Annotated in this window: 18 protein-coding genes and 1 pseudogene; 8 read left to right on the forward strand and 11 right to left on the reverse strand. The window is 67.6% G+C overall.

The window, feature by feature from the left end:
* Positions 1-185: 185 nt before the first annotated feature.
* A complete protein-coding gene (locus JD971_RS01150) occupies positions 186-569 on the forward strand; it encodes a hypothetical protein (RefSeq protein ID WP_202085383.1) in 384 nt (127 codons plus the stop codon).
* Here the strand turns inward: JD971_RS01150 and JD971_RS01155 are convergent.
* From JD971_RS01155 to tsaD, 6 genes and pseudogenes are all read right to left on the reverse strand, one after another.
* The gene (locus JD971_RS01155) at positions 566-1,336 is read right to left on the reverse strand and encodes a hypothetical protein (protein WP_202085385.1); all 771 of its coding nucleotides are present in this window, start codon (positions 1,334-1,336) and stop codon (positions 566-568) included. The genes JD971_RS01150 and JD971_RS01155 overlap by 4 nt on opposite strands.
* A gap of 1 nt (position 1,337) precedes the next feature.
* Entirely contained in the window at positions 1,338-1,490 is a 153-nt protein-coding gene (locus JD971_RS01160; protein WP_202085386.1) for a hypothetical protein, read from the reverse strand.
* 3 nt (positions 1,491-1,493) lie between these two features.
* Positions 1,494-2,225, reverse strand: coding sequence for an OmpA family protein (locus JD971_RS01165; RefSeq protein WP_202085388.1), 732 nt, complete (start codon positions 2,223-2,225; stop codon positions 1,494-1,496).
* Between the two features lie 34 nt (positions 2,226-2,259).
* The gene (locus JD971_RS01170) at positions 2,260-3,795 is read right to left on the reverse strand and encodes a lipopolysaccharide biosynthesis protein (RefSeq protein WP_236672205.1); all 1,536 of its coding nucleotides are present in this window, start codon (positions 3,793-3,795) and stop codon (positions 2,260-2,262) included.
* Positions 3,792-4,808 (reverse strand): NAD(P)H-dependent glycerol-3-phosphate dehydrogenase, encoded by a 1,017-nt coding sequence (locus tag JD971_RS01175; protein ID WP_202085391.1) that lies wholly within the window; start codon positions 4,806-4,808, stop codon positions 3,792-3,794. The genes JD971_RS01170 and JD971_RS01175 overlap by 4 nt, the downstream gene beginning before the upstream one ends.
* Positions 4,805-5,857, reverse strand: a pseudogene (gene tsaD / locus JD971_RS01180) (tRNA (adenosine(37)-N6)-threonylcarbamoyltransferase complex transferase subunit TsaD). Before tsaD ends, JD971_RS01175 begins: the two are co-directional and overlap by 4 nt.
* A 44-nt stretch (positions 5,858-5,901) precedes the next feature.
* On the opposite strand from tsaD, the gene hemC reads away from it, so the two are divergent.
* The 3 genes from hemC to JD971_RS01195 are packed head-to-tail and all read left to right on the forward strand — an operon-like array spanning position 5,902 to position 8,557.
* A complete protein-coding gene (hemC, locus tag JD971_RS01185; RefSeq protein WP_202085393.1) occupies positions 5,902-6,864 on the forward strand; it encodes a hydroxymethylbilane synthase in 963 nt (320 codons plus the stop codon).
* Entirely contained in the window at positions 6,861-7,583 is a 723-nt protein-coding gene (locus JD971_RS01190; protein ID WP_202085395.1) for a uroporphyrinogen-III synthase, read from the forward strand. Before hemC ends, JD971_RS01190 begins: the two co-directional genes overlap by 4 nt.
* Positions 7,580-8,557 carry a hypothetical protein gene (locus tag JD971_RS01195; RefSeq protein WP_202085397.1) on the forward strand — a complete coding sequence of 326 codons (978 nt, stop codon included), beginning with the start codon at positions 7,580-7,582 and terminating at the stop codon, positions 8,555-8,557. Before JD971_RS01190 ends, JD971_RS01195 begins: the two co-directional genes overlap by 4 nt.
* Before the next feature lie 4 nt (positions 8,558-8,561).
* Here JD971_RS01195 and JD971_RS01200 read toward each other — a convergent pair whose 3' ends face one another.
* Entirely contained in the window at positions 8,562-9,782 is a 1,221-nt protein-coding gene (locus JD971_RS01200; RefSeq protein WP_202085399.1) for a UbiH/UbiF/VisC/COQ6 family ubiquinone biosynthesis hydroxylase, read from the reverse strand.
* A gap of 172 nt (positions 9,783-9,954) precedes the next feature.
* On the opposite strand from JD971_RS01200, the gene JD971_RS01205 reads away from it, so the two are divergent.
* The 3 genes from JD971_RS01205 to aroQ all read left to right on the forward strand — a co-directional run bounded on the left by JD971_RS01205 (position 9,955) and on the right by aroQ (position 13,089).
* Complete coding sequence (locus JD971_RS01205; RefSeq protein ID WP_236672206.1) at positions 9,955-12,030, forward strand: protein-disulfide reductase DsbD; 2,076 nt, start codon at positions 9,955-9,957, stop codon at positions 12,028-12,030.
* A 152-nt stretch (positions 12,031-12,182) separates the two neighbouring features.
* A complete protein-coding gene (locus tag JD971_RS01210; RefSeq protein ID WP_236672207.1) occupies positions 12,183-12,581 on the forward strand; it encodes a response regulator in 399 nt (132 codons plus the stop codon).
* Between the two features lie 76 nt (positions 12,582-12,657).
* Complete coding sequence (gene aroQ / locus JD971_RS01215) at positions 12,658-13,089, forward strand: type II 3-dehydroquinate dehydratase (protein ID WP_202085403.1); 432 nt, start codon at positions 12,658-12,660, stop codon at positions 13,087-13,089.
* Positions 13,090-13,104: 15 nt separating this feature from the next.
* Here the strand turns inward: aroQ and JD971_RS01220 are convergent, their stop codons facing one another.
* The 4 genes from JD971_RS01220 to JD971_RS01235 all read right to left on the reverse strand — a co-directional run bounded on the left by JD971_RS01220 (position 13,105) and on the right by JD971_RS01235 (position 18,215).
* Positions 13,105-13,854 carry a 3'(2'),5'-bisphosphate nucleotidase CysQ gene (locus JD971_RS01220; protein ID WP_202085405.1) on the reverse strand — a complete coding sequence of 250 codons (750 nt, stop codon included), beginning with the start codon at positions 13,852-13,854 and terminating at the stop codon, positions 13,105-13,107.
* On the reverse strand, positions 13,848-15,788 hold the full coding sequence (gene cysN / locus JD971_RS01225; RefSeq protein ID WP_202085407.1) for a sulfate adenylyltransferase subunit CysN: 1,941 nt from the start codon (positions 15,786-15,788) through the stop codon (positions 13,848-13,850). Before cysN ends, JD971_RS01220 begins: the two co-directional genes overlap by 7 nt.
* Positions 15,788-16,723, reverse strand: coding sequence for a sulfate adenylyltransferase subunit CysD (gene cysD, locus JD971_RS01230; RefSeq protein ID WP_256435275.1), 936 nt, complete (start codon positions 16,721-16,723; stop codon positions 15,788-15,790). The genes cysN and cysD overlap by 1 nt, the downstream gene beginning before the upstream one ends.
* A gap of 157 nt (positions 16,724-16,880) precedes the next feature.
* Entirely contained in the window at positions 16,881-18,215 is a 1,335-nt protein-coding gene (locus tag JD971_RS01235) for an amidohydrolase (protein ID WP_202085411.1), read from the reverse strand.
* 274 nt (positions 18,216-18,489) lie between these two features.
* Here JD971_RS01235 and JD971_RS01240 point away from each other — a divergent pair, with 274 nt between their 5' ends.
* A complete protein-coding gene (locus JD971_RS01240; RefSeq protein ID WP_202085414.1) occupies positions 18,490-19,311 on the forward strand; it encodes an SWFGD domain-containing protein in 822 nt (273 codons plus the stop codon).
* The last annotated feature ends 152 nt before the right edge of the window (positions 19,312-19,463 follow it).

Genomic DNA, 19,463 nt, shown 5'->3' on the forward strand with positions numbered 1-19,463 from the left:
ACCGCCGCCGTCGCCACGCTCGCCCTCGCCCTCGCCGCCTGCTCCGCAGAGGCGGAGGATGACGCCGCCGTGGCCGCGGACGGCAATGGTCCCATTCGCATCGTGCTCGACGAAAACGCGCGCAAGACCCTCCCGGCCAAACGTGTTCTGCCGCCCAATCGCGACATGCCCGGCGCCATCGATCCATGCCGGCGGCGCGCTGGCGCGTGGCGAAGGATGCGGGCACCGCCGTGTATGGCGAACCGGGCAAACGGCCGCTGCTCGCGCTCGCATGCAGCAACGGGACCATTTCGGCGATCCGCCCGGTCGCCGACCGTGACGGGGCGAAGGCAGTGCTCGCCTTTGTCGGCTATCGCGGTATCCTGCGCCTGCGGGTTCAGAATGACGGAGGGGCGTGGATCGGGTCGCTTCCCGCCGACGATCCGCACTGGCGCGCGGTGACGGGCGGGCCGTTCTATGCCACGGTGGCGGGCGGCGGCAAGGTCATCACGCCCGGTCCCGGCGAAGCGATCCGCATGTTCGAGGCATGCAAGGCGCCCGAAACCGAGCGCCTCGTGCCAAGCGTCTAGAGCTTGCCGAACCTGGCTTCGTAAGCCTCGCGGTCGCCTTCGGACAGAAGCCGTGCCTGCTCGCGCCAGTTGTCACGCTCGATCCGGCCTTGGAAATTGCCCATCTGCGCGTCGATCTTCGCGACGTCCTCATCGGTCCAGGCCGCGATCTGATCGTAGCGGGAGATGCCCATCGAACCCAGCATCGCGATGAGCTTCGGACCGACGCCCTTGATCCGGGAAAGATCGTGGGCCGCGTCGTCCTGGTCATGCATTTTCGCGGCGGCGGCGACGGTTTCGCGGTCGCTGATCGCCTGATCATTGGGTTCGAAGGTGTGGTCGCCCGTGTCTGCCGTGGGCGGCGCGCGGTGATCGTCCCCGGCGCCCGGCTGCATCGTCGGGGCGCGGTGATCGGTTGCGATATCCTCGTCCGTGCCCGGTTCGTTCGACAGCACGGCGGCGGCCACGGCCACGTCCGCACCGCCAAGGGGCGGGGTTGCGGGCGGCGTCTTTTCCGTATCGGACGCGCCATCCTGCCGGGCGAGCCGTTCGCCCGCGCTTCCGCCGATCGAATCCTGCGCAGGGGAAACGGGCGGCGCCCCGGCGGGCGGCGCGTCGATCAGCGCCTGATTGCGGCGCGCAGGCCCGACCCCTTCGTCGAGCACGTCGGGACGGTGGCTACGTTCGCGCGGCTTCTTCGCGCGTCCCACGATCCAGAACGCGATCAGCACCGCGAGTATCGCAACGATCAGAAAGGCGACCCAGTTCGCCTCTATCAATTGCCACATGTCATTGTTCCTCTCTTTTTCGTGCGGGCGATGCCTCGCGGCGCAATTGCAACGCGCGCAATCGCCTCCGCCGCCGCAGCCACGGCACGGTCAGCGCCACGATCCCGGCATAGACGATCAACAGCGAGACCAGCAATTCTATCCAGATCGGCATGCGCTACCCCGCGTCCGGCGTGTCGATGGGTGTGGGTTGCAACGGTTCGATGGCGATCACCGAAAACTCGATGCGGCGATTGGCGGAATCCTCGGGCGGAATGCCGGGAATGGGACGCTGTGAGCCATAGCCCTGCGCCCGCAGCCCGTCCCGCGGCAAGCCCCGCGCCACCAGCGCATCGCGCACGGCCAGCGCCCGTTGCCGCGACAGCCGCAGGTTGATCGCCGCATCGCCGACCGCATCGGAATGGCCCGCGATGGCGATGATGCTGCCCCCGCATGGTTCGAGCGCGTCCGCCACCTCGTCGAGCAGGGTCGCGCTGTCCGCGGTGATGCTGGCGCTGCCTTCGTTGAAACGGATGACCCGCTGGGCGAGCAGGGATTCGACGTCGCGCTGACAATGGTAGGGGCCGCGTTCGGGCGTATCGCTCGTTTCGGGGGCGGGACCGGCACCGCGGCTCGCCCAATGCACGCCGCCCGCGCCCGGCAGGGCGGCAATGGCGCGCGCGATGCGGACACGGCGCCCGTCATCGAGCGATTCGCCGCCGTAAAGCGTCGGATGCCGGGTGAGCGCGCCGGTCGAGGTATGGAAATCCGCGCGAATATCCGCGCCCCCTTCGCGCGCGATCACCTCCTGCGCCATCTGGTCCAGCCGGCTGACGACGACCGGTCCCGTCGCCGCATCGAACGCCAGCGCAATGCCCGCCACGACGACCGCGCCGGCGCTCAGCTTCATCCAGGATCGCAAAACAAAGGCCATGGCGCAGGCCTTAGCGTGGCGGCGGCGTGTGGGGAAGCGTCTCGCCCTTCTTTCCCGCCTGTTTGAACAGGACGCGGTCCTCCGGGCCGAAGCCGCGCTTCCATATGACGAAGCCATAGGTCAGCAAAATCGCCGGCACGCCGAGCGCGAGCTGCGCCCATTCCGGCGTCAGCTTGAACGCATATCCCACCAGCACCGCCGGCGCGACCGCCCAGACGAGCGGCCAGCGAAAATTGCTGATCGGTTCGCCGAGCATGCGCGACAGCACCCGCGATTTCACGAAGGACGCGAACGCCAGCGCCAGCATCAGCCCGATGGCCACGCCCGCCGCCTGAAACAGCTCGTTCAGGCCGAGCCGCCGCATGATGAGGATCGCGGCTACGCTCAACCCCGCCTGCACGACGAGCGTCGCAACCGACAGCGCGAGATTGCGCATCCTGGCCATGTAGATGAGCGCGGCTTCCGAAACGACGGCGGTCGATGCGACGACCTCGGCGGCGAGCAGGAAGGCGAGCGCGCCGGTCCCCGCGACGAAGCCCGGCCCGACGAGGCCCATGACCCCCTCCCCGGGAATGCCGAGCGCGAGGCCGATGCCCGCCTGCGCCGCGATGATCCAGAAGCCTGCCTGGCACACCTGCCGCGCGATGGCGGGATAGTCCCCCTCGTTCAGCTTGCGCACGATCACGGGGCCGAGGATCGGCTCGAAACTGGTCTTCAGCTTTTGCGGCAGGCTGGCGACCTGCTGCGCCACGTAATAAACGCCGACGGTCGCCGGGCTGACGAAGATGCCGAGCAGCGCGATGTCCAGCCGGCGCGTGCCCCACTCGATCGCATCGGCAAGCGCCAGCGGCAGATTGTCGCGCGCGATGGCGGCAAGCTGTATCGGCCGCGGGTTCCAGCCATGCGGCAGGCCGTAGCTGCGCAGCATCGGCACCAGCGCGGTGATCGCCGCCGCCACGACCGACACGAGATAGGCGAGCGAAAGCCCGCCATCGCGAAGCCCCGGCACGAACCAGAACACGCCGGCCATGATGGACAGCGTCCACGGTTCCACCACCGAACGGCTGCGCACCGTGGCCGCGATGTCGTAACGATAGGCAAGCGCCGCCAGCATGATCTCCGTCGTGGCCAGCATCACGATCGCGATGGGGAGATAGCGGTCGATCGGCGCGTTCATGCCATTGGGGAACATCGGCGTCGGAAACACGAACAGGATCGCCGCCATCGCCGCCGACAGCCCGAGCGACAAGAGCAACCCGTCGGCCACGACATTGGCATCGGCGCGCTGTTCGCGGGCGAGCTCCTTGGCGAGGCCGCGCTTCAGCCCCAGCGTCGCCAATTGCCCGCAGATCTCCACGATGATCAGCGCGGAGGCGAAGCGCCCGAGATCGTCAGCGCCATAAAGCCGTCCCGCAATGAACAGGAACGGCAAGCGCGCCGCCAGCCGGAGCAGGAAGCCGAAGAAATTGGTGCGCCCGCCTTTTGCGAGCGCCTGGATGTCGCTGCCGTCCGCGTCTTTTACGGGGGCCGCTGCGGGCTCGGTCAAACCGTGTTCTCCGGTTCGGTTTCGGTCCGCAAGGGGCGCGACAGCAACCGTTCGACCATGGTTTGCGCGTCAACCCTCCCGTCGAGCAGCGCACACACCGCCTCGGTGATCGGCATGGCGATCCCCATGTCATGGGCAAGCGCGTTGAGCACGGGCGCGGTAAAGGCGCCCTCCGCCACGGTGCGGCGATGGGCCATCAGCTCCGCCGCCGACTGTCCGGTGCCCAATGCCTTGCCGAGCGAGAAATTGCGGCTGCGCGTCGACGAACAGGTGAGCACGAGATCGCCCAGCCCGCACAGCCCCGCCAGCGTATCCGCCCGCGCCCCGCGCGCCAGCCCGAACCGCAGCATCTCGGCATAGCCGCGCGCAATCAGCGCCGCCCGCGCATTCTGCCCCAGCGAAAGCCCGTCCACCACGCCGCATGCAATGGCCAGCACGTTCTTCACCGCGCCGCCGATTTCGGCGCCTGTCATGTCATCGGAAAAATAGGGCCGGAACTGCGGCCGCGCGATGGCGGCGGACAGGCGGTTCCATTGCGCTTCCCCGCTCTCCCCCGGACGGCCCGCACACGCGAGCGTCACCGCCGTCGGCAAGCCGGCGACGACCTCGTGCGCGAAGGTCGGGCCGGACAGTACCGCCAGCCCCGCGCCCGGCACGCAATCGCCCGCGACATCGGCCATCAAGCGCCCGCTGCCCGCCTCGATCCCCTTGGCACACAGCACCAGATCGCCGCCATAGCCCGACAATTCGCCAAGAACCGTGCCCACATGCTGCGCCGGTACGACGACGAGCAATATGTCGAGCGCGGCGAGTTCGGAAAGATCGTTCGTCGCTCGTATCGCCGGGGACAGCGCCGCATCGGGCAGATAGAGCGGGTTGCGATGCGCGTCGTTGATCGTCCCGACAAGCCCGGCATCCCGCGCCCAGAGCCGCACGGCGCGCCCGTCGCTCGCCAGCATCTGCGCAAGCGCGGTGCCCCATGCGCCCGCCCCGATCACGCCCGTCGCCGTCACGCCTTTACTCCCGCCCCGCGCGCCGGTTCCGCATCCGGGTCCAGCGGCCAGCGCGGCCGCGCCACGAAATCGAGCGGATCGCCGCCCGGCTGGACCAGCCCCGCCGCGATCCGCTCCTGCCCCGCCCAGGCGATCATCGCGGCATTGTCGGTACACAGCGCCATCGGCGGCGCAACGAAACGCAGGCCATGTTGCGCAGCCATACTCTCCAACGCGGCGCGCAACGACGCATTCGCCGCAACCCCGCCCGCCACGACCAGCGCGGTCATGCCCTCTGCGGTTTGCAGGGCGCGGCCCGTCCGGTCGATCACGCAATCGAGCGCGGCCTGCTGAAAGCTGGCGGCGATGTCGGCGGGGGCGTGGTCGCCCGTCTGGTGCGCGCGCAGGACGGCGCTCTTCAACCCGGCAAAGGAGAAATGCGGCTCCTTCGCGCCTTTCAACGGTCGCGGCAACGGCACGGCGGCGGGGTCGCCCTCTTTCGCCAGACGCTCCACCGCCGGGCCGCCCGGATAGCCGAGGCCCAATATCTTCGCCGTCTTGTCGAATGCCTCGCCCAGGGCATCGTCGATCGTGGTGGCGAGCTAGCGGTAATCGCCGACGCCGCGCACCTCCAGTATCTGGCAATGCCCGCCGGATGCGAGCAGCAGCAGATAGGGAAAGGCAAGCTGAGGATCGGCGAGACGCGGGGACAGCGCATGCCCTTCGAGGTGGTTGACCGCGATCAACGGCTTGTCACCCGCCATCGCCAGCGCCTTTGCCGTGACCAGCCCGACCATCACCCCGCCGATCAGCCCCGGCCCCGCCGTCGCGGCAATCGCATCGACATCGGCCAGCGTCATGCCCGCATCGTCGAGCACGCGTTCCACCATCGGGCCGACGACCTCGACATGCGCGCGCGCGGCGATTTCGGGGACGACGCCGCCGAACGGGCGATGCGCCTCGTCCTGCGACGCGATGGATTGCCCGACGATGGTGCGGTCGGCCCGCACAAGGGCCGCCGCGCTTTCATCGCAGCTGGATTCGATACCGAGAACGATTGGCGCCGTCATGGCGGCTTTCCCTGAACGCTTTGCGGCGCTAGCACAAGACGCGCATGACACTCCTGAACCAATCCCGATCCGCATCCCGGCCCCGCCCGGACCGCCCGCTCAAGCTGGGGACGCGGCGCTCCCCCCTCGCCCTTGCGCAGGCGGAGGAGGCGAAGGCCCGCCTCATCGCCGCGCATGGCTGGGACGATGGCGCCGTCGAACTCGTCCCCGTCATCGCATCCGGCGACAAGATACAGGACCGCCCGCTCGCCGAGATCGGCGGCAAGGCGTTGTGGACAAAGGAGCTGGACGCGTGCCTTGCCGACGGGCGCATCGATTTCGCGGTCCATTCGATGAAGGATGTCGAGACGATTCGCCCCGAGGCCATCGCCATCGCCGCGCTTCTTCCCCGCGCGGACGTGCGCGACGTGCTGGTCGGGGCATCGTCCATCGCGCAGATCCCGCGCGGCGCCCGCGTCGGGACCAGTGCCCCGCGCCGCGCCGCGCAGATGCTTTATCACCGTCCCGACCTCACCATCGTCGGGATCCGCGGCAATGTCGCGACGCGGCTGGCGAAGCTGAGCGCGGGCGAAGCGGATGCGACTTTGCTGGCGGCGGCGGGGCTGGCCCGGCTCGACCAGGGGGGCGTGGGGCATGTGCTGGAGGCGGAGGAATGGCTCCCCGCCCCGGCCCAGGGCGCCATCGGCATCGAATGCCGCGCGGATCGCCACGATCTTCGCGAAATGCTCGGCGCGATCGACGATGCCCCGACCCGAGCGCAGGTCATGGCGGAACGCGCGCTCCTCCTCGCGCTGGGCGGCAATTGCCATAGCCCGATCGCCGCGTGGACCCGCCGCGACGGTGCCGCCATGCGCATGACCGCCGCGATTTTCAGCCCCGACGGCACCGTCCGCCGCGACAGCGACATCGCCTTTGCCGCAGGCGAGACCGAACCCGCGGCGGACATGGGCCGGAAGCTGCTCGCCGATGCGCCGGACGCAATCCGCGCCTTTTTCGGCCCGCAATGACGGCCATTGTCGCGATCCGTCCCCCACCGGGCGATGCCGCGACGCTCAAACGCGCGGGCGAGGCGGGTATTGCGCTGCTCTCCATGCCGATGTTCCGGGTGGAACCGGCGGGGTGGACCATGCCCTACATTGCCCGCCTCGACGCGCTCCTCCTCGGCAGCGCGAACATCATGCGCCACGGCGGGGCCAAGCTGTCGGCGTTGACGGCCCTCCCCGCGTGGTGCGTCGGCGAAACGACGGCGGAGGCGGCGCGGGCGGCGGGGTTTACGGTCGCGCATGTCGGCGCGGGGGGATTGCAGCCGGTCGCCGAGAGGGCGGTCGCGATGGGTGCGCGAAATCTCCTGCGATTGTCGGGGGAGGCGCATGTGCCGCTCTCGCTCGCTGAGGGTGCGAGGCTCGACACGCGCGTCGTCTATCGCGTGGCGGCGCTGCCCCTGCCCGGCGCGCTTGCGGCGCTGGCCGACGAAGGGCTAGTCGTGCTGCTCCATTCGGCGGAGGCTGCGCGCCATTTTTCGGCGGAGGTCGAGCGGGTCGGACTGCCGCGCGGCCGTATCGCGCTTGCATGTCTCGCGCCCCGGATCGCGCCGGCCGCGGGGGCGGGATGGCGTGCCGTCGCGGTGGCGGAAACGGTGGATGATGCCGCCCTGCTGGCCCTTGCCGCCGAAATGTGCAAAGGCGGCATGGAAAGGCGACAGGGGCCAGAAGGAACACCCGCTTGAACGATCGCATGACCGAACCGACCCGCCCGCATGACCGCCCGCGAAATGCGAACAACACGCGCAAATCCGGGCTGCGCGGGATGGTGCTTGCCGTGCTTCTCGCCTTCGTGCTGGGCGCAGGCGCGGCGGCGTGGATCGCGTGGCGCACAGGATGGATCGCCACCGATCAGGACACCGCCGCCCCGCAGACGAAGGCAGGCGCCGCGAACGACGGCGACGGTGCGGGCAATACCGCGCCGGCCATGGCGGCGGGTCCGGGCACCGGCGCGCCGATCGACCTGCGGCTCAATGCGCTCGAACGCCGGCTCAACCGCATCGATCTTCAGGCCGAGGCCGCGTCGGGCAATGCCGCCCGCGCCGAAGGCCTGCTCATCGCCTTTGCCGCACGCCGTTTGATCGAGCGGGGCGAGCGGCTCGGCTATCTCGGCGATCAGCTGCGGCTGCGATTCGGGAATGCGCAGCCCAATGCGGTCCGCACCATCCTCGCCACCGCGCGCGATCCGGTCACGCTCGAACAATTGCGGCAGGGGCTCGAAAACCTGCCGCAGGAAACGGTTGAAAAACCACGCGATCTGAACGGGTGGGAACGGGTGAAGGCGGAGCTGGGCGATCTGTTCGTGCTGCGCCGGGCGAGCGCGCCGTCCCCCCGCCCCGAACGCAGGCTGGAACGGGCGAGCCGCCTGCTCGACGAAGGGCGGGTCGCATCGGCGCGCGCGCTCGTCGCGAGCCTTCCCAATGCCGAACGGGCGGAGGGATGGCTCCGTGATGCCCGGCGCTATGTCGCGGCGCGCGAGGCGCTCGACCTGATCGAGACGGCGGCATTGCTCGAACCGCGCAACCTCAACGACGGAAGCGGGCAGCCGGTCCGGCAATTGAGCCCGGCGGCCCCTGCGGGCGCCGATGCGGCCGTGGACGAAGACGGCGCGAGCGAAGGGCAGGCAGCTCCTTCGCGCACCGCCGAACCCGCCGCCTGAGCCCTCAGCGCTGAAGCAGTGTCGGCAGCGTCCCGCTCACCCCGCGCGCCTCGTCCATGAACCAGCGTTTGAGCGGATTGACCCGCTCGATCGCTCCCATGCCCAGCCTACGCACGGCGGAAGCGGCGCGGCCCGGCACGCCGAAGATCCGCGTCAGCCCGTCGGTCGCGAGCGACACTGTGAAATCGTCCAATGCGCGCCATTGCTGATAGCGTTTGAGCACCTCTGCGTCCCCCGGCTCCAGCCCCAAACGCATCGCATCGCCCACCACCTCGGCCAGCGCCGCAACATCGCGCAAGCCGAGATTGAGCCCCTGCCCCGCGATCGGGTGGATGCCGTGCGCCGCGTCGCCGACGAGCGCGAGCCGGTGGTCGATGATCGTCGGCGCATGATGAAAGCCGAGCGGATAGGACGACCGCGGGGAGGCCAGTTCCATCGTGCCGAGCAGCGCGCCCATGCGCTTCTCCGCCTCGGCGAGGAACGCCCGGTCGCCAAGCTTGAGCCAGCCTTCCGCTTCCTTTTCCGCGACCGTCCACACCAGCGCGGTGCGATGCCGCCCATCCGCATCGTCCAGCATCGGCAAAAGCGCGAACGGCCCTTCGGGATAGAAGATTTCCCACGCCACGTTCCCGTGCGGCTTTTCATGCGCGAGGCCGCAGATGATCGCCCGGTGACGATAATCCCATTTCGCCATTTTCAGGCCCGCCTCGTCGCGCGTCGGCGACCCGCGCCCTTCCGACCCGACGAGCAGGCTCCCTTCGAAACGCGTGCCATCGTCGCGCACGGCGGCGACACCATGCGGGCCGCGGTGGCGTTCGGTCACGCGGGAGCGGGGATGAAACGCGATGGCGTCCTCGTCCTGCATCGCGTCGAACAACGCCTTGCGCAGCTGCCGGTTGGCGAACATGCGGCCAAGGCTGCCCTCGCCCGTTTCGGGCCGGAAATGCAGTTCGCCGGGTTTGAGCTGATCGCTGACCGCGATGGATTCGATCGGGCAGCCGAACGGTTCGAGCAAAGGCGCGACGCCGATATTGGCGAACATGTTCCAGCTCGCCGTGGAAATGGCCGACGCGCGCCCGTCGAACCCCTCGGCAAGCTGCGTCTCGGGATCGGCCGCGTCGAGGACATGGCTCGTGATGCCCGCCTTTGCGAGCGCGAGCGCCAGGCTGGTCCCGACAAGGCCGCCGCCCAGGATCACCACATCGCGCCTGTCTGTCTTCGTCATCGCTCGTTCCTCGTTCCCGCCATGCTGGACACGGCGCCATGCCGCGCCTAGATACGCCATGCGGTTGATGGCGGTGCGCGGGCGCGGACGCAAGTGTCCGTATCGCCGCATCGCCGCAGCAGCGAGCCCGGACACGATCACTCCCATGCATCATCGCCTGTCGATTTGCCCCGTGTTGCCGACGGCTTTCCTGCGCGTGCTGCTCGCGTGGGTTGCGTGTTCGATGATCTTTGTGGCGGGCGGGCTGCCGGGGGGGGCCCATGCCAACAATATCGATGCGCGGCTGATTGCCGGCACCGCCGCGCCGGGCGAGGATGCGGTGATCGCGCTCCTCATGGACCCTGCGGACGGGTGGCACGGATATTGGTCGAACCCCGGCGATGCGGGCTATGGCATGACGCTGGAATGGACGTTGCCGGACGGGGTTTCGGTGGGCGATCCGCAATATCCGGTGCCGCAGACGTTGCTGATTTCCGGGCTGATGAACCATGTTTACGAAGGGCGCTATGCCGTGCTCGTCCCGGCGTCGGTGTCCGCGCGGATGGCGCCGGGCGACGCCGTGCCGATCGCGGTAAAGGCGCGCTGGCTGGCGTGCACCGACACGATCTGCGTGCCGGAGGAGGCGACGCTTCGCACGCGCCTCACCATTGCGGATCGCGCGGTGGAGAGCCCGCGCCTCGCCGCATGGCGCGCCGCGCTCCCCGCTCCGCTGGCGGAGCCGGGCCGATACGAGATTGCCGGTGGGCGGCTGCGCGCCGCGATCCCCGTCGCGGCGGGGGCGAGCCTTGCCGCGCCGCACCTGTTCCTCGCCGACGATGGTGTGGTCGATTATGCCGCGCGGCAGGATGTCTCGCGCCGGGGCGACTGGATCATCGTGGAGACCGATGCGCGGGAGGGAGCCATGGCCGAGGGGGCGCATGATGCGGTACTCCGGCTCAATGACGAGCGCGGGGTGTCGGTGCGGCTCGAACCCGGACCGCCGGGCGCTGCGGGAGAGCCGCTCGCGAATGCGGCGCGCGCCGATGGCACGGGGACCGGGCCGCTGGCGCTGCTGCTACTCGCCGCGTTTGCCGGCGGCTTGCTGCTCAACGTGATGCCCTGCGTATTCCCGGTGCTCAGCCTGAAGGCGGTCGCGCTTGCCCGCGCGCGGGGCGACAGCGACGGGCGCGCCCGGACGGAGGCGCTTGCCTATACCGCGGGCGTGCTGGTCACGGTCGTCGCGCTCGGCGGGGTGCTGCTCGTCCTGCGCTTGCTCGGTCAGGAGGTCGGCTGGGCGTTTCAGCTGCAGGAACCGGCGACCATTGTGCTGCTCTTCCTCCTCGTCACCGCGATCGCCGCCAATCTGGCGGGCGTGTACGAGATGGTCCTCCCCGTACCGGTCGAGCGGCGCGGGGGCGGCGCGTTCGGGACCGGCATGCTCGCCGCATTCGTGGCGACGCCGTGCACCGGGCCGTTCATGGCGGGGGCGATGGGCGCCGCGCTGCTTCTGCCTGCATGGGCGGCACTCGCGCTGTTTGCGGCGCTGGGGCTGGGGCTGGCGGCGCCGTTTCTTGCCATTGGTTTCGTGCCACGCCTGCGCGCGATGATCCCGCAGCCGGGCCGGTGGATGAACGCGTTCCGGCGCACCATGGCCGTGCCGATGGCGCTGACCGGGGTGGCGCTGTTCTGGCTCTGCTGGCGCGTGGGGGGATGGACGCTGGCGGTGATGGCGCTCAGCGCCGGGGCGGGCGTGCTGGCCGTGCTGTTCGTGGCGGGGCGGCGACAGGCGAAGGGGCGCGGCGTTGCGCCGCTTGCCGGGATGACGCTGTTGATCGCGGCCTGCGCAGGCGGGCTCGCCGCGTGGATGGAGCCTGCGCCCGCCGCCGCCGATGCCGCCGCCCTTCCCGGCACGCAGCCCTTCAGTATCGAGGCGCTGGCCGCCGCGCGCGCGGATGGCCGCCCCGTGTTCGCCTATTTCACGGCGGACTGGTGTGTGACGTGCAAGGTCAACGAACGGGTCGCGATCGACCGCGGGCCCGTCGCGAAGGCCTTTGCCGATCACGATGTGGCGATCCTGCGCGGCGACTTCACGCGGGGCGATCCGGCCATCGCCCGCTTCCTGTCGGAAAACGGCGCGGCGGGCGTTCCGCTCTATATCTGGTACGCGCCGGGAAAGCCCCCGCAAACCCTGCCGCAGGTCCTTTCGGCCGACGCGCTGGTCACGCTCGCCCGCGACGGGGTTCCGGGAAACGGCACAGATCCGGGATAAAGGAACGGGCGTTCGCTTTTTAATGTCCCGCGCGGGAACAATTGCGCGGCTGGCCTGTTCGTTTTCTGCCGAATGTTAACAATAGCTGGCTGCGACCCAGGGGGGCAGACGCCGATGAAAGTGTGCGAGTGGTGAGCCGACCGCAATTGAATGTGAACATCGAAGCAGGCGACCATGGCGAGCCCGAGACTGCTTCGCCCTATATCCTCCTCGTCGAGGATGAGATGATCATCGCTTTCGACCTCGTCGATCGGCTGGAGGATTGCGGCTTTACCGTCGATGGCCCGCATCCCAGCATCGTCCGCGCTCTCGCCGCGATCGAAACGCGCGTTCCCGACGGTGCCGTGCTCGACGTGCAGCTTACCGACGGTGTCGTCTTTCCCGTGGCGGACAGGCTTCGGGACATGGCCGTTCCATTCGTCTTTCATTCCGGCCATGCCAGCCCCGAGGAATTGCAGGAACGCTATCCCCGCGCCGATGTGTGCACGAAGCCGTGCCCGATCGGAACGCTGGAATCCCGGCTGCAGAAGCTGGTCGTGAGCAGGAAATGAACCGCGGCGCGATTGCGTCCGCCCCCGCCATCGGTTAGGCGCAAGACTGCGGTTGCAAGAGCGAAAGGCGGACCGGATGGCGCGTATTACCGTACTCAACGGTCCCAATCTCAACCTCCTGGGTCAGCGGGAGCCGGACATCTACGGCCACGAAACGCTTACCGATGTCGAGCGGATGTGCCGCGCAAGGGCCGACGCGCTCGGCCACGAGATCGCCTTTCACCAAAGCAATGCCGAACACGATCTGATCGACTGGATCCAGGCGGCGCGTAGCGATGCCGCCGCCATCGTCATCAATCCTGCCGCCTACAGCCACACCTCCATCGCCATTCGCGATGCCCTGTCCGCCTTTACAGGGCCGATCGCGGAGGTGCACATCTCCAATATCCACGCGCGCGAGGGTTTCCGCCACCACAGCCACATCTCCGCCGTGGCCGATCTCGTCATCTGCGGCGCGGGGACGCTGGGCTATGTCCTTGCGATAGAGGCGGTTGCGCAGCGGATCTGAACGCGGCGCTGCACGCTACATCGCGGCGACGAGGTTCAGCACGCGGGTCGCATGCTCCTTGCGGCAGAACAGCAGGTCGGGCAGCCCGACATCGGCCCGGTTATATTGGAGCGGCGCGCCATCGATGCGCGAACAGTGGAGGCCGAACGCCTCGCACACGGCGGCGGGCGCGCAATTGTCCCATTCGTACTGCCCCCCCGAATGCAGGTAGATGTCCGCCTCCCCGCGCAGGATCGCCATCGCCTTCGCACCGGCGCTGCCCATGGGGACGAGCTCGGCATTCAGAGCCTCTGCCACGTGGACCGCTTCCTTTGCCGGGCGCGTGCGGCTCACCACCATGCGCAGCCGTTCGGGCGCGGGGGGCAAAGGCTCCGTCCGGTCGGACCGCATCGTGACGTTCAGCCCCGGCAACGCCACCGCCCCGATGGCCGCCCGCCCCCCGATGGAAAGCCCGACATGCACGCCCCAGTCGCTGCGCCTTTCGCCATATTCGCGGGTGCCATCGACCGGATCGACGATCCATACGCGTTCCTTGTCCAGCCGTTTGAGCGTGTCGCGGCTTTCCTCCGAAAGCACGCCATCCTCGGGCCGCTGCTCGGCCAGCGCCTTCATCAGAAACGCATTGGCGACCTTGTCCCCTGCACTGCCCAGCTCCTTGCCGTCGAGCAATCCGCTTTCCCGCACGGCGACGGCGATCTGCCCCGCCGTGGTCGCGAGCCTCGCGGCCAGCTCGGCGTCGTCCTCGATACGAACCTTCGTTACCATCCCAGCAAACGCTCCACGATGAGATCGGCTACTTCCTCCGGCGAAAGCGCGGTGGTGTCGATGCGGATTTCCGGGTTTTCCGGCGCTTCGTAAGGGCTGTCGATCCCGGTGAAATTCTTCAGCGTCCCGGCCCGCGCCTTGGCATAGAGGCCCTTCACGTCGCGCTCCTCCGCCACGGAAAGCGGCGTGTCGATGAACACTTCCATGAACTCGCCCTCCTCCATCATCGCGCGCACCATGTCGCGTTCGGCCCGGAAGGGGGAGATGAAGGCGGTGATCACGATCAGTCCGGCATCGGTCATCAACCGGGCGACCTCGCCCACGCGGCGCACATTCTCGATCCGGTCGGCGTCGGTAAAGCCGAGATCGCGGTTCAGCCCGTGCCGCACATTGTCCCCGTCGAGGAGGAAGCTGTGCCGGTTCATGCGGTGCAGCCGTTTTTCAACGAGGTTCGCGATCGTCGATTTGCCCGATCCCGAAAGCCCGGTAAACCACAGCACCTTCGGCGCCTGGTTCTTCAGATCGGCGCGGGCCTCGCGCGTGATGTCGAGCGCCTGCCAATGGACGTTCTGCGAGCGGCGCAGCGCGAAATGCAGCATGCCTGCCGCGACCGTGCGGTTCGTCATCTTGTCGATGAGCACGAACCCGCCGAGCGCCGGGCTCACCCGGTCCTGCTCGTCGCGATAGGGGACGAAGGCGATGGGCCGTTCTGTGGCAAGTTCCGCGACCCCGATTTCGTTGAGATTCAGCGTCTTGGCCGCCATGTGGTCCATGCTGTTCACATCGACGGTGTATTTCGGCTCCTGCACGCTGGCCGATACCTGCTGCGTGCCGATCTTCATCCAGTAGGACCGGCTAGGCAACATCGCATCGTCCGCCATCCACACGATCGTGGCCTCGAACTGATCCGCGGTTTCGGGCGGTGCATCGGCGGCGGCGATCACGCTGCCGCGCGAACAATCGACCTCGTCGGCGAGCGTGAGCGTCACCGACTGCCCGACCTGCGCCTCGTCCAGATCACCGTCCAGCGTGACGATGCGGGCGATGTTCGTGGTCTTGCCCGACGGCACGATCCGGACCGGATCGCCGGGGCGCACGGTGCCCGCGCTGATCAACCCGGAAAATCCGCGAAAGTCGAGATTGGGCCGGTTCACCCACTGCACGGGCATGCGAAACGGCTTGGCAAGGTCGCTATCGCTCGACAATTCGACCGTTTCGAGGTGGTCCATGAGCGACGGCCCCGCATACCACGGCGTATTTTCGGACGGCGCGGTGACATTGTCGCCCTTGAAGCCCGAAATCGGAATGGCGGTGAAATCCTCGATCCCGATGGTCTTCGCAAATTCGCGGTAATCCGCGACGATGGCATCGAACGTCGCCTGATCGTAATCGACGAGATCCATCTTGTTCACGGCCAGCACGACATTACGGATGCCGACCAGATGGGCGAGATAGCTGTGCCGGCGGGTCTGCACCAGCACACCCTTGCGCGCATCGACGAGGATCACGGCGAGATCGGCGGTCGATGCGCCGGTGACCATGTTGCGGGTGTATTGTTCGTGGCCGGGCGTGTCGGCGACGATGAACTTGCGTTTCTGCGTGGTGAAGAAGCGATAGGCGACATCGATGGTGATGCCCTGCTCCCGCTCCGCCGCGAGGCCGTCGACGAGCAGGGCGAAATCGATCTCCTGCCCCTGCGTACCGACGCGGCGGGAATCGCTTTCGAGCGCCTCCAGCTGATCCTCGAAGATCATCTTGGAATCATAGAGCAACCGGTAGATCAGCGTCGATTTCCCGTCGTCCACGCTGCCGCAGGTGATGAACCGCAGCATCGTTTTATGCTGATGCGATTCCAGATAGGCGTCGATGTCCTTCGCGATGAGCGCGTCGGTCTCGTACACGGGGGCATCGGTGGTGTCGTGCGCGTCGGCCATCAGAAATAGCCCTCCTGCTTCTTCTTTTCCATGCTGGCGTCGCCGGCATCCCGGTCGATCGCGCGGCCCTGCCGCTCGCTCGTGGTGGTGAGCAGCATTTCCTGTATCACGCCGCTAAGGTCGCTCGCCTCGCTCTCCACCGCGCCGGTCAGCGGGTAGCAGCCCAGCGTGCGGAACCGCACCGAACGCATTTCGGGCGTCTCCCCTTCGCGCAGGGGAAAGCGGTCGTCATCGACCATGATGAGCAAGCCGTCGCGTTCCACCACCGGGCGCTTTTCCGCAAAATAAAGCGGCACGATCTCGATCCCCTCCAGCTGGATATATTGCCAGATGTCGAGCTCGGTCCAGTTGGAGATGGGGAACACGCGAATGCTCTCCCCCTTCGCCTTGCGCGTGTTGTAAAGGTTCCAGAGTTCGGGCCGCTGGTCCTTCGGGTCCCAGCCGTGGGTCGCCGTGCGGAAGGAGAAGATACGCTCCTTCGCGCGGCTTTTCTCCTCGTCCCGGCGCGCGCCGCCGAACGCCGCATCGAAACCATGCTTGTCGAGCGCCTGCTTCAGCCCTTGCGTCTTCCACATGTCGGTGTGGAGCGGGCCATGGTCGAACGGGTTGATGCCCTGTTCCTTCGCCTCCGGGTTCTGATGCACGATGAGGTCCATGCCGGCCTCTTCCGCCGCACGGTTGCGCAATTCGTACATCGCCTGAAACTTCCAGGTGGTGTCGACATGCATCAACGGAAACGGCGGCGGCGAGGGATAGAACGCCTTCTTCGCAAGATGCAGCATCACCGCGCTGTCCTTGCCGACCGAATACAGCATGACGGGGTTGTCCGCCTCGGCGGCGACCTCGCGCATGATGTGGATGCTTTCGGCCTCCAGACGCTGAAGGTGAGTGAGGGGTTTGGCCATAGGTCGCGCTTTTCGATCGGCAGCGGGCACGGCGCGCCCGCGTGATTGTTCAAAAGATGGCGGGAACCTAGTCGCGGGCCTTCCGCATTACAGCCAAGAATTTGTTGCGCCGCGCCAACGGGGATTTAGCCCGACCTGCGCGGGTCGGGTGGCGCCGGTCGGGTGGCGCGGATCGGGAGGCGCGCGTTCAGCTGCGCGGCATGAGGTCGAGCGCCGCCGCGGCCAGCGCCTCCGCCCCGGTGGCGATGACGGCCTCCGCATCGGGTGCCCAGAACGGGCTGTGCAGCGAGGGAAGCTGCGCCGTTCCCGCCTCTGCCGCCTCCCAGCGGTCCATCGGCACCCCGCCGACCCAGAAGATCAGCGATTCGATCTCGTCCGGGGCGGCGCGTCGGTAACGGCTGAAATCCTCGCCGCCCATCGTGGCGGGTTCCTCGACCACGCGCTCTGCGCCGAAACGCGTTTCGAACAATCCGGCCATGCGCGTCGCGAGGGCGGGATCGTTGTAGGTCGCGGGCGTGAACTGATCCGCGAGCGTGACGGTCGGCATCCTGTCCTCCGGCATGCCGGCGGCGATCGCCTCCCCACGCACGATGCGGCGTATCCCGTCGAGCAGGCCTTGCCGGCTTTCATCGCCATAGCTGCGCACGGTGAGCTGCAATTTCGCCTCGTCCGAAATGATGTTGTGCTTCGACCCGGCATGGATGGAGCCGACGGTGACGACGGCCGGATCCTGCGGGTCCTGTTCCCGGCTGACCAGCGTCTGAAGCCGCATGACGATGCTGCTCGCCAGCACGATGGGGTCCTTCGTCATGTGCGGATAGGCGCCGTGCCCGCCGACGCCCGGCACGGTGATGTCGACGCTGTCAACATTGGCGAGCGCGTAGCCGGGGGAATAGCCCACCACCCCGGCGGGAAGCGCGGCGGCGTCGTGAAACGCGATGGCATAGTCGGGCCGACCAAACCGGTCGTACAGTCCGTCGTCGAGCATGGCGGCCGCCCCCTCGCCGACTTCCTCGCCCGGCTGCGCGACGAGCATCAGCGTCCCCGACCATTCGGAACGCCGCTCCGCCAGAAGGCGCGCCGCCCCGATCAGGCCGGTCATGTGCGTATCGTGGCCGCAGGCATGCATCACGCCGCTTTCCACGCCGGACCGCGCCGTCGCGGTGACCTGCGACGCGAACGGAAGCCCCGTCTGCTCCCGCACCGGGAGACCGTCCATGTCGGCGCGCAGCAGTACCACCGGGCCGGGCCCGTTCTTCATGATGCCGACCACGCCGGTCTGCCCGACATTTTCCGTCACCTCATAGCCAAGCTCACGCATGAGGCCCGCCATCTTCGCCGCGGTCCGGGTTTCCTGCATCGACAATTCGGGATGCGCGTGGAAATCGCGATACAGCGCCATGAGGCCGGGCATGTCACCTTGAAGATCGTCGGACAGCGTATCGGCCCATGCCACACCGGGCATGGTCAGGCCGAGAGCCGCGGAAAGCGAAAGCGCACGAAGCGTGGATCGTATGGTCATGCGTGCCACCTTACCGCGATTGCGCCGGCCCGCAATCCGATTTTGCCGTCCGTTCCGGCGTGCGCCTGGCGGGCAGGACAAACCCTTGTAACGGCGTTCAAAATCCCGTGTCGCGCCACTTCTTCGCCCAAATGGCGCAGCGTTGCGACGAACCGCGAAACAAATCAATCGGTTCAGCCGTTTAAACACCATACAATCCGCTGAATGGCGGGAAAGACGAACGGATAGAAATATTCGGTGACGTCTTTCATGACACAGTAAAAGGAGACACACCATGGCCAACCGTTATGACAACGAGCGCAGGAATGAACGCAATCGCAGCTACAGCCGCGATTACGACCGTTTCGACGATCGTCAGCAACAGCAATTCGAATCCGGCAACTACGGTGCGGAGCGCGGATACGGTCAGCAGGGCAGCTATGACGAAGGCTACCGGCAGATGGACAATGATTATGGCCGCGATGACTTCGAAAGCTACGGCCGTGACGACATGACGCGCCGCGGCGGACGTGACATGAATGACCGGAGCGGAGCGCGCACGGCGGGCGAACCCATGCGTTACGACAATCGTGGCGACCGTTTCGGCAGCTTCAATTCGAACGATTATGGCGGTCGCGATTTCGAACGTGTGCAGAACCGCGGATATGGCAGCGGCAGTTATGGCAGCGGGGGCGGCGCCTATGCCGGGACGATGGGCCACAACCGCCGCACGAACGAGGAACGCGGTTTCTTCGACAAGGCCGGCGACGAAATCGCCAGCTGGTTCGGCGACGAGGATGCCGAACGCCGCCGGGAGCGTGACCATACCGGACGCGGACCTGCGAATTACAAGCGTTCGGACGAGCGTATTCTCGAAGATGCCTGTGACCGGCTGACCGATGACTGGGGCGTCGATGCGTCCGAAATCACCGTCACGGTGCAGGATGCCGAAGTCACCCTCGACGGATCGGTGGACGATCGTCGCGGCAAGCGCCGGGCGGAGGATTGCGTCCATGACATCTCCGGCGTGCGCCATGTGCAGAACAATCTGCGCGTGACGGAACTGGACCGGCGATACGACCGGACCCGGACGGCGGAAGAAACCTCCGCATCCTGATCCCTTCGAATGACGAGACCAAAGGCCCTGCCCATCGCGGCGGGGCCTTTTTCGTGGCGGATGGGTGATGCGGGCATCGCCGCGCCGACAGGATTGCGAAGGAGGCGCTTGCCGCGCATGGCGAACTTGTCCATTCCTGCCCCGCACACGAC

This window comes from Croceicoccus sp. YJ47 (assembly GCF_016745095.1).
In the GTDB taxonomy this organism is placed as follows: Bacteria; Pseudomonadota; Alphaproteobacteria; order Sphingomonadales; family Sphingomonadaceae; genus Croceicoccus.

Bases quoted from the DNA above. Each gene is read 5' to 3' on its own strand.
- JD971_RS01150 (WP_202085383.1), top strand. From the start codon at position 186: ATGCCGGCGGCGCGCTGGCGCGTGGCGAAGGATGCGGGCACCGCCGTG.
- JD971_RS01155 (WP_202085385.1), bottom strand. From the start codon at position 1,336: ATGTGGCAATTGATAGAGGCGAACTGGGTCGCCTTTCTGATCGTTGCG.
- JD971_RS01160 (WP_202085386.1), bottom strand. From the start codon at position 1,490: ATGCCGATCTGGATAGAATTGCTGGTCTCGCTGTTGATCGTCTATGCC.
- JD971_RS01165 (WP_202085388.1), bottom strand. From the start codon at position 2,225: ATGAAGCTGAGCGCCGGCGCGGTCGTCGTGGCGGGCATTGCGCTGGCG.
- hemC (WP_202085393.1), top strand. From the start codon at position 5,902: ATGACACTCCTGAACCAATCCCGATCCGCATCCCGGCCCCGCCCGGAC.
- JD971_RS01190 (WP_202085395.1), top strand. From the start codon at position 6,861: ATGACGGCCATTGTCGCGATCCGTCCCCCACCGGGCGATGCCGCGACG.
- JD971_RS01200 (WP_202085399.1), bottom strand. From the start codon at position 9,782: ATGACGAAGACAGACAGGCGCGATGTGGTGATCCTGGGCGGCGGCCTT.
- aroQ (WP_202085403.1), top strand. From the start codon at position 12,658: ATGGCGCGTATTACCGTACTCAACGGTCCCAATCTCAACCTCCTGGGT.
- JD971_RS01220 (WP_202085405.1), bottom strand. From the start codon at position 13,854: ATGGTAACGAAGGTTCGTATCGAGGACGACGCCGAGCTGGCCGCGAGG.
- cysN (WP_202085407.1), bottom strand. From the start codon at position 15,788: ATGGCCGACGCGCACGACACCACCGATGCCCCCGTGTACGAGACCGAC.
- JD971_RS01235 (WP_202085411.1), bottom strand. From the start codon at position 18,215: ATGACCATACGATCCACGCTTCGTGCGCTTTCGCTTTCCGCGGCTCTC.
- JD971_RS01240 (WP_202085414.1), top strand. From the start codon at position 18,490: ATGGCCAACCGTTATGACAACGAGCGCAGGAATGAACGCAATCGCAGC.